Here is a 9,414-nt window from a genome sequence, read left to right on the forward strand (position 1 = left end):
GAATTAATCAATGCAGACAATATTCCAATCACATTGGCCCTAAAAGCAGTTGTTACTTATGATAACGATAGCACTGCTTCATTTTTCCCGCAAAAGAACTTCCATTATAATCTAGCTCCTAAAGCTTCTACTTGGTTTCAACTCCCATTGGGAACTCAACACATCACAGGAACTAAAAAAATACTTTCTATTTCTTTAGAATTAGAAACAGACATCAGTGAACGAGGGTATATAAGAGGAGGCGAATTCAGCTACAAGCAGATTTCAGAAAGTGATGATCAATCCATTTTTGAAGCCTCGATGAAAAATCCGTTTACAGGAGAAATCACAATTCCTGGAGTTCTCATTTCCGAAAAAGATTCCTTGGGAAGAATAATACAGGTAGACCTATGGACTTATCCAAAATCTATAAGAAGCGGGCTTTCTGGAGATTTTGAAATCCCAGTCCAAAAAATTGAATCCAAATCGAAAATCATTAGCCAAATCCCTATCCAACTTAAAATAAATGGTCAGGAGAGAGAACTATTGGAAAAAAAAGAAGAAAACTCATTGTTTCTATCTGAAAAGATCAGCTTTCTACCTCATTGCTTTTTATCACAAGAAATTTATCTCCAATGAAAAGTTGTCTACTTATGGTCTTTGTGGGAGTGTTATTCATAGGTTGCCAGGATAAATCTGTCAAAAAACCAGTTTTCCTAAATCCGAAACCAATAACTGTTGTAAATCAAGATAGCCTTGTGTTCGAAGTAGGAACCGAAGAGTGGAAAGCTCGGGTAAATACCCCTGTTCAATTGATCTATCCAGAAATAAGCTTTAATAAAAACCAACTAACTGTAAAGATCAATTCCAAAAATGGAGTTATAGAAGGCCCTTCATTTCTTACCCTTCAATCGGGAGAATTTCAATTTATTTACCCGATTTCCATAAATAACATTCAAACAACCAGCCAGTTGGCAGATTTACGTTCTCCAAAAACAGTCAACACAGATTCCTCTATGATTCAGCAGCAAATTTTATATTCCTTTGACTCATTTGGAAACCTCTCTACCCTGGAAAATGAGGAATTCTTCATTGAAAACAATCTGGAACTAGCTCCAAAAACAGGCATATTTAAAGCCCAAGCCAACTCCTCTGTTTCTAGTTTTTATATCGATCCAGGAACCGTAACAAGCATTCCTTTGGACATTATTGGAGGCAGTCAAAACAAAGTAGTGATTCAGGCGGGTCCCTTGATTGATCAATTTAACAACCCTGTATCCAATGGCACACTAATTCAATTCTTTATCCAAAAAGACGGTTTTCAAAAGAATTTTGAAACAGTGGTTCAGGATTCATATGGTCGGATTTCACTAACTTATTCAGAGATTGAAAAAGCAACAATCGTAGCTAAGATTGCCCAAGTTTATTCTAAAAAATTAACCTTTCAGAAACCATGACTAGATGGATATTCTTAGGTTTTTTATTAATAGTTGGAATCTTATTAGTTTCCTTGTCCAGACTACAAGTCAAAAATGATGACGTTCCATATTTTCTCAGATACGATTCACTTGCAGCAAATTCCAATCCAATAATCGAGGTAAAAATCGAATCAGTTTACCCCCCAAATGAACAACAAATAGAAAAGCTTAAGGAGGACTATGCTGCAATTTGGGCCCATTTAAATCAAGTATATCAGTATCCAAACCCAAAACCAAGTAAAGAAAGATTCACAGAGAGGTTCTATATGAACCTAGCAGATAATTTCGAAAATGGTATATCCGGGTCTATTCAAAGACTAGATTTAACCCATAACCTAATAATAAAAACTTGGTCTAGAGACGGACTCTCATGCAATCTTATTGACGATCCTGCCGAATTAGAATATAGGTTTCCAGATGGCACTATTCAAACCCATGCCTCAAAAATTGCTGTAAGCCTCCTATTCCAGGGAGACAATTGGAGGTTAGATGCAATCCGATTTATTGAAGAAAAAAATTAAATGATATTCATATGAAATTAGCATTTATCACCCCTTATCCTCCGAGTCAAGTCACCCTAAACGAATATGGCTATCACCTGACTAGAAGCTTTCTTGGAAAAAAAGGAATAGAGAAAATCTACGTCCTTACCAACAACCTAGAAGATAACAGCGAATATTCACGGTATGCGACTGAAGGACTTGAGATAATTCCTTGTTGGGATTTTGACAGCTGGTTTACTGTTTTAAATCTTAGGAAAAAGTTAAAAGAACTTAAGCCTGATGCTGTAATTCTAAATCTACAATTCATGACTTTTGGTGCTGGAAAAATTCCTGCAGCACTGGGACTTTTGACTCCCTGGATGTGTAAGCTACTTGGAATTCCCTCAGTTGTCATCTTGCATAATATTACAGAAACGGTCAAACTAGATACCATCGGAATGGCAGACAGCAAATTCAAAGGAAGCTTATTTCTTTGGATTGGTGAGCAGCTTACAAAATTCATTTTAAAGGCTGATTTGGTCGGGGTAACCATTTCCCAATATGTCACAATTCTCAAAGAGAAATACAAGGCAAATAATGTGATTCTGTTGCCGCATGGGAATTTCGAACTACCGGAACGAAACCATGTACCAGAAGGAACCAATGAAATCAATTTGATGGCTTTTGGGAAATTTGGAACCTACAAAAAAGCGGAAGTAATGATAGATGCCATGGAAATTTTACAAAAAAAATACCCAGAACTTCAATTCACTTCTACCGTTGCAGGCACTGATAATCCAAATGTAAAAGGGTATATAGACAACCTAAAAAAGAAATATTCTCATTTGTCCAATGTGGTATACACAGGTTATATCCCTGAGGAAAAAGTTTCTCAGATCTTTTGGGATAGTACCTTTGTTGTTTTTCCATATACTACTACTACAGGAAGTTCTGGTATCCTGCATCAGGCAGGTAGCTATGGTAGGGCTTGTATTTTACCAAAAATTGATGATTTGGAACGAGTTGTAGAGGAAGAAGGATATGGTGGAGCATATTTTGAAACTGATAATGCAAAAAGTCTTGCCAATGCCGTTTCACGTCTTATTGAAAATCCAGAAGAGCGAAAACAAATTGAAGATCAAAACTATAAAGCTGCAAAAGGTTTACCGATGGGAGAACTTTCACAATGGTATCTAAGCCATATTTACAAACTACTGGAAAGAAAAAAATGATCTCAATACTCAAAAAGGGAATAGAATCATTTTTACAATTTTTCTACCCCATCTTCAAAAAATGGTTGGCATATGATGTTTATGCCTATCTAGCTGTGGGTGCGATCAACACCGCTTTAAATATTCTTCTTTTTGCTATTCTGTATGAATTTATCCTTCCAAAAGATGGTTGGATTTTAGCTGATTACCTAATAGCCTCATACACTTTAGCACTTCTTATTTCCTTCTTTGCTACAATTCCTACTGGTTTCTGGTTAAGTAAAAATTTCGCTTTTAAAAGTGCTTCTTCTGAGACTAAAAAAACGACAAAACAACTTTTCAAATACATCCTTGTGGTGGGACAAGGTCTTGGCAGTGATTATCTTATTCTAAAAGGATTGATTGTGTTTTTTGAAATGGAACCTACCGTTGCTAAAATCTTCTCAACAGTCATCGTACTTACAGTTAATTTCTTACTCCAAAAGTATTTCACCTTCAAAACCTCGTAATGCTATTCCATATTTTGGAATACTATTTCAAATATTCCTAATTATGGAATAGTTTTAAATCTTAACTAATTGATTTTCAGGTTTTTGTATTTTGGCCTTTTGATTGAATATACTTTGATACTTAAAAATCAAAGTCATGATAAAAAAAATACTTCCCAACCTGCGATTCCTTGTGCTTTGGACTTTAATGACAAGTATAAGTCATATGGCTTTAAGTCAGGAAGTTGGAAATAAACGTTGTCCTGATCTCTACAAAAGAAATAATGGAAACGGACAGCAGGTTACAGAATTTGCTTCAAACATTAGCCCTGTAGGAATCTATTTTCTAAGTGCATTATCAAAATCTAATCAAGGAAATTTCACTTTTGGTTGGGCAGAACCTATAACTTATCCACCTGTAGTTACCAAATCATGGATAACTACAACTGATGGAGACACTTACCTAGATTGGGCATTTGGAAACAATAATTCTGGAAGTCCATTTAATCCTCCGGGGATTCCTAATGGGAATGAAGTGAAATATACTTTTTACAACAGTAACCTGCCTACAGCCGGCTTAATTACTCTAGAATTAACAGACCCCATTGATGGTCTCCCTTTTTGCACCTGTACTTATCCATTGACTTCTGGCTCATCGACAGAGGTAAAATTAGTTTCTGAAGAAAACTTGCGAGTCAGCTCAGGAAATGATGGAGGTTTGGAAAGCAAGAGTTTAGGAACTGCAGTGGTAGAGCAGGTTTTTGAAAGATTCACAAGTGGAAAAACCGCCTTTGAATACAAAGAAAAGGAAACTTTGAAAAATTATAGAAGAGCTAAAGTGAACGGATTAGACTTATCCTCTTTAATCCCTGACGAACAAGTTCTAGGTGAGAGTTTTATAGGGTATCTTACTAGCCCTCAGGAGTTGTTAGATATCACCAATGCGGAAGAGGTTGTATCTGTCGACTTTCTGAATCAAGGAAAAAACCTCGCAACTTTCTTTGCTACTAAAACTTCAGAAAATGTTTACGAACACTCCAAATACGTCTGTGACAGGCTAAAAGGATCTGAAATATTGGCAATTGACAGTATCCAGATTGGTGGATTTAATTTGATCAGGAGTTTGTTGAAACCTGTTTCTGGCTTAAATGAATATTCAATCTCTTTTTCTATCGGAATTCCTCAATCTTCAAATGAAATGCATTTACAGTCTGCATGGCTTTTGGAAGATTATACTTCAGAAGCAAGTTTTTATAATTTCCAATTTTGGAGTGCAGATGGAAAACTCCTTCAGTTGATGATTGAAAATGTATTATCCCAAGTGAAAAACTTCGGATCACTAAACCAGACAGTTTCTAAAACGACACCGGGGGTTTTTGTTAGTAAAACCCATAGAATCACAAATGACCCAAGCAAGGTGTCATTAAAAATTTGGAATAGAACACCTGAAAGCTCAGCCAAAATCCAACTTACTGCAAAACCAAATGAAAATTCACAGAGTATAGTAACAAGTACTATGGAGGTGGAATTGATCCCAATGGGAACATCTACTGTAGAAATAGATTCGAAAGATTATTCAGAGGTAAGCATAAGTTTGATAGATAAAAGTATCAAAAATGATTACCTCTACCAAAGTGATGGTATTTGGGCAAATTATGTTCCAGAAGGTGGGAGCATCATTCAAAATCAAATTATTAACACTGAGAATTTTGAAGTTTTGGAAGGCGACTATCCTATTTTAAGAAATATAGAGTTTTCTGCTTCTGGGTCTGAATATGCAACAGTTTACAAAACAATTAAAGGGGGTGCAGTGCCTGAAGATTTGAGTGAGTTTAAATACTTAAACTTCAAAGCCTCTGGACAAGGTAAAATGACCATACGTCTTGTGAAAAAATCAGTTCAGAATTTTGACTCTCATTACTATTTTACTTTTGACCTCAGCAAAGAGATCAAAAACTATAGTATCCCTCTGAATAATTTTCATTCAAATGAGTTTTCAGAAAATGTAAGACTAGATGATTTGGTAATTCTTTCTTTTACCTCAAAAAATCAGGGTTTAATAGCCATGAACCTGAGTGAGATTCGGTTTTCTAATAGAAAAGAAAATCAAACCAGTTCTATCCAATCTATAAAAGCTTATCCAAACCCATTTCAAGAAAAGACCAATATTCAGTTTGAATCACAGTTTGGAGGACAGATGCAATTAGGAGTTTACAATCTTGAAACTGGAAATCTTGTAGAAAGTCACCTTATAGAAACAAAGGCAGGCCAAAATCAGAAATTGCTTGAATTTGATGGTGCTATGAAAAAAGGATTATATATTTTAAAAATATCCTCTAATCTAGAAATTCATACGACCAAACTCCTAGTGCAATAGATCTTTTATCCACCATGATTTATTTTAGTGCTCGCCTCCCTCATCTCTTTTAGTTGGAAAGTCTCATCAATCTTTTTCATTGAATTTTCTTAAGCAAAGAATTCTTGAAAAATTTCTCTCCTTGGAAACTCATTAACAGTAAATTATCAGAACATCAATCTTTAATTCCTTATCTTAAAACACAGAAGGTTTTGGAATACACTAAAATAGCATGAGGACCCCATAAAGCTTTGATCGAAAAATCAGAATTTAACCGAATCGAGAGATTAGTAAAAAATTAGATAAGTTAAGACCCTATGAAAAGGAGAACTTTTATTAAAAACACCAGCCTAACAGGACTTGGAATGGCGGCTATAGGTCCAGTTTTGGGGAATCCTAAAGTTCTCCTTCCAAACGATCTTCGAGTAAATGGAAAGCGGATCGAGTCAAGGATTTTTGAGTTGGCAAAATTCGGTCGCGATGAAAATGGTCGTGGTTACAGAGTAGGCTATACCCAAGGAGATATAGAGGGAAGAGCCTGGTTTATGGACTTGATGAAAAATGCCGGGCTTAACCCATCAATAGATGCAGGTGGAAATATCATCGGAAAAAGAAATGGAAAAAACCCTACTCTCAAACCCATTGCCTTTGGATCGCATCTTGATATGGTTCCTGATGGAGGAAATTACGACGGAACTCTAGGTTGCTTAAGTGCATTGGAAGTCATCGAAATTCTCAATGAAAATAAGATAGAAACCACACATCCACTTGAGGTGATAGTTTTCGCAAATGAAGAAGGAGGACTGATCGGAAGTAAGGCCATGGTGGGGAAACTCACCAAAGAGGGACTGGAACAGATTAGTCAAAGTGGCTTGGTTATGGGAGAAGGAATCCGGGCTATTGGCGGGAATCCAGAGAAAATCGCCAGTGCGGAACGAAAAAAAGGAGATCTTCATGCCTGGCTGGAATTGCATATTGAGCAGGGAGGGATCCTAGAAAGTGAAAACCTGCAAATCGGCGTAGTTGAAGGAATTGTGGGGATTCTGGATTGTGAAATTACGGTGGAAGGATTTGCCAATCATGCAGGCACTACCCCGATGAAATTGAGAAAAGATGCCTTATTGGCCGCTTCCAAATTAACCGTTTCAGTCAATGAAGTCATCAACAGTTTCCCGGGAACTCAAGTAGGTACCGTTGGCAAAATCGAAGCTTTTCCTGGAGCCTACAACGTAGTTCCCGGAAAGGTGATGATGGGTTTGGAGATAAGGGATTTATCTTTTGAAAAAATCGAAATGCTGCTGACTGAAATTCAAAAGCGAGCCCATGCCATTGCTGAAGAAACTAAAACAAGCATTACTTTTAGAAGAGAGCCGAGTTTCAATCTACCAGCTTTGACGGATGCTTCTGTGCAACAAAAAATTCAGGAATCTGCAGTTGCCCTTGGTTTGAAAGCCAAACACATGCAAAGCGGAGCCGGACACGATACCCAACAAATTTCTTTGATTGCTCCAGTGGGAATGATTTTCGTCCCAAGTGTCGGAGGAATAAGCCATTCACCAAATGAATTTACCAAAGCCGAAGACATGACTAATGGTGCGAATGTGTTGTTGCAATCCATTTTATCTATTGATCAAAGCTAGACACTTTTCAATCTCAATTTTGATTTAAATCTACCCATGCGAAATCCAATCCTTATCTTTATTCTATTTGTTTTGGCACTTAGTTCCTGCCAGCAAAAGGCATCCGAACGAATTGAAGAAAAATCTCTTTTGGACAGCACTTTTACTACTCCATTAGGAAAAGTATACGAGATCCCTGAACCTTCAGATAAACTTCTTGATCAATATGAAGAAGCAAAAGCTGCCTATTCTTCAAACCCTGAGGATGTGGAAGCTTTGATTTGGTACGGCAGGCGAACCGCCTACTTAGGTCAATACCGGGAAGCCATTACAATCTATTCAGAAGGAATAGACAAATTCCCGAATGAACCTAAACTTTATCGGCACCGAGGTCATCGTTACATCAGTTTGCGGGAATACGATTTAGCTATCGCCGATTTGGAAAAAGCAGCTCAGCTGATTCAAGGAACAGAAAATGAAATCGAACCTGACGGAATGCCTAATGCCCTAAATATTCCAGTCAGCAGCCTGCATGGAAATATCTATTACCATTTGGGTTTGGCCTATTATCTCAAACATGATTTTGAAAAAGCTTACACTGCTTATCTGAAGTGTCGGGAAAGTGGAAACCATTATGACAACATTGTCTCCAGTACCCACTGGCTCTATATGATCCAACAACGCTTAGGGAATCCGGGAAAAGCTGACTCTCTTTTGGCTCCGATCTTTGCTGATTCGACAGTTATCGAAAACCAAAGCTATGCCGACCTTTGTCTGTTATATAAAGATTTATTACCAATAGATTCACTGATCCAACAAGGTCCAGGAGGGAACCCTTCCAACGATGCCGTTCGATATGGTGTAGCTAATTGGTATTTATATCATGGAGATTCAATTAAATCCAAGCAAATGATGGGAGAACTTTTAGAAACCAAGTCTTTTTCTTCTTTCGGCTATTTGGCAGCGGAGCAAGATTGGATTTTGCTTTTTCAGTCGAAGTAGTTCAAATCCATTTTAAATGACATGCCTTTGAAATAGGAAAATAGGTTCTCCGGGTTTTGGCAAAATCTTGTCCTCTATAAAACTTTTCCGGGCCAAAACTTTCATATGACTTACCTCAAAATAGCCCCGAGTTGAAACCCGAGGCTATTGGAATTAGATCCTTTCAGAATCTTATGACATCAACAAATAAAAGAAATTACTTAAAGTGGACATTCAAAAGTTTTGGGTATCCATTGTCCCCAAGCATTTTACATTAATCTATTTTCAAAATCTTTACAGGCCCCAATAATCCCGATTCCAATAATGGAGAATTCGCCTGATAAAAAGGCATCGTAGTAAATGTAGTTTTCTCTGCTCCCGCCTGTGCATCTCCAATCAGACGATTCACCCAGGTATTTACAACCCTAATTTCCAATTGGTTTTCTCCTTCTTTCAATGCGCTTGTGATATTAATTTTGAATGGTGTCTTCCAAACAATTCCTAAATTCTCTCCATTAAGAATAACCTCAGCAAGATATTTGACTGAACCCAAATCCAATTCATAGTTCGAACCACTTTCTTTGGTCTCAAAATTGAAATTGGTTTGATAAGAGGCTGTTCCAGAGAAATACTTAATCGCAGGTTCCGGATTTTCGGACCAGGAAGTCAAGCTTGAAAATTCTGATTCATTTTCTCCAAAACTAACCTGCCAAGGCCCTTCTATTTCTTTAATCTGAGTTTCCTCTTCCTCAGCAAATGTTACCGCGTTAACATTTAATTCCCCTTCAAAAACAAGGAAGAAAGCATCCCAAGATTCGAA

General features: G+C 37.1%; 8 protein-coding genes and 1 pseudogene. 8 read left to right on the forward strand and 1 reads right to left on the reverse strand.

The window, feature by feature from the left end; all coding sequences use genetic code 11:
• The 8 genes and pseudogenes from Q0L68_RS11995 to Q0L68_RS12030 all read left to right on the forward strand — a co-directional run.
• Window positions 1–618: pseudogene (locus Q0L68_RS11995) on the forward strand (hypothetical protein); the annotation flags it as partial.
• Window positions 615–1,436, forward strand: a complete 822-nt coding sequence (locus Q0L68_RS12000) for a hypothetical protein (RefSeq protein WP_296703382.1) — start codon at window positions 615–617, stop codon at window positions 1,434–1,436. The pseudogene Q0L68_RS11995 and the gene Q0L68_RS12000, both read left to right, overlap by 4 nt.
• Window positions 1,433–1,978 carry a hypothetical protein gene (locus Q0L68_RS12005; protein WP_296703384.1) on the forward strand — a complete coding sequence of 182 codons (546 nt, stop codon included), beginning with the start codon at window positions 1,433–1,435 and terminating at the stop codon, window positions 1,976–1,978. Before Q0L68_RS12000 ends, Q0L68_RS12005 begins: the two co-directional genes overlap by 4 nt.
• Before the next feature lie 11 nt (window positions 1,979–1,989).
• Window positions 1,990–3,171 (forward strand): glycosyltransferase, encoded by a 1,182-nt coding sequence (locus tag Q0L68_RS12010; protein ID WP_296703386.1) that lies wholly within the window; start codon window positions 1,990–1,992, stop codon window positions 3,169–3,171.
• Window positions 3,168–3,659 (forward strand): GtrA family protein, encoded by a 492-nt coding sequence (locus Q0L68_RS12015; RefSeq protein ID WP_296703388.1) that lies wholly within the window; start codon window positions 3,168–3,170, stop codon window positions 3,657–3,659. The genes Q0L68_RS12010 and Q0L68_RS12015 overlap by 4 nt, the downstream gene beginning before the upstream one ends.
• 136 nt (window positions 3,660–3,795) lie before the next feature.
• A complete protein-coding gene (locus Q0L68_RS12020; protein ID WP_296703390.1) occupies window positions 3,796–6,015 on the forward strand; it encodes a T9SS type A sorting domain-containing protein in 2,220 nt (739 codons plus the stop codon).
• Between the two features lie 296 nt (window positions 6,016–6,311).
• A complete protein-coding gene (locus tag Q0L68_RS12025; RefSeq protein ID WP_296703392.1) occupies window positions 6,312–7,634 on the forward strand; it encodes a Zn-dependent hydrolase in 1,323 nt (440 codons plus the stop codon).
• 36 nt (window positions 7,635–7,670) lie between these two features.
• On the forward strand, window positions 7,671–8,615 hold the full coding sequence (locus Q0L68_RS12030) for a hypothetical protein (protein ID WP_296703395.1): 945 nt from the start codon (window positions 7,671–7,673) through the stop codon (window positions 8,613–8,615).
• Window positions 8,616–8,868: 253 nt separating this feature from the next.
• Here the strand turns inward: Q0L68_RS12030 and Q0L68_RS12035 are convergent.
• Window positions 8,869–9,414 (reverse strand): glycosylhydrolase-like jelly roll fold domain-containing protein (locus Q0L68_RS12035; RefSeq protein ID WP_366938394.1); only part of this gene is annotated, 546 nt, incomplete at its 5' end.

The sequence above is a fragment of the Algoriphagus sp. genome (assembly GCF_024642405.1).
Classification (GTDB): Bacteria; Bacteroidota; Bacteroidia; order Cytophagales; family Cyclobacteriaceae; genus Algoriphagus.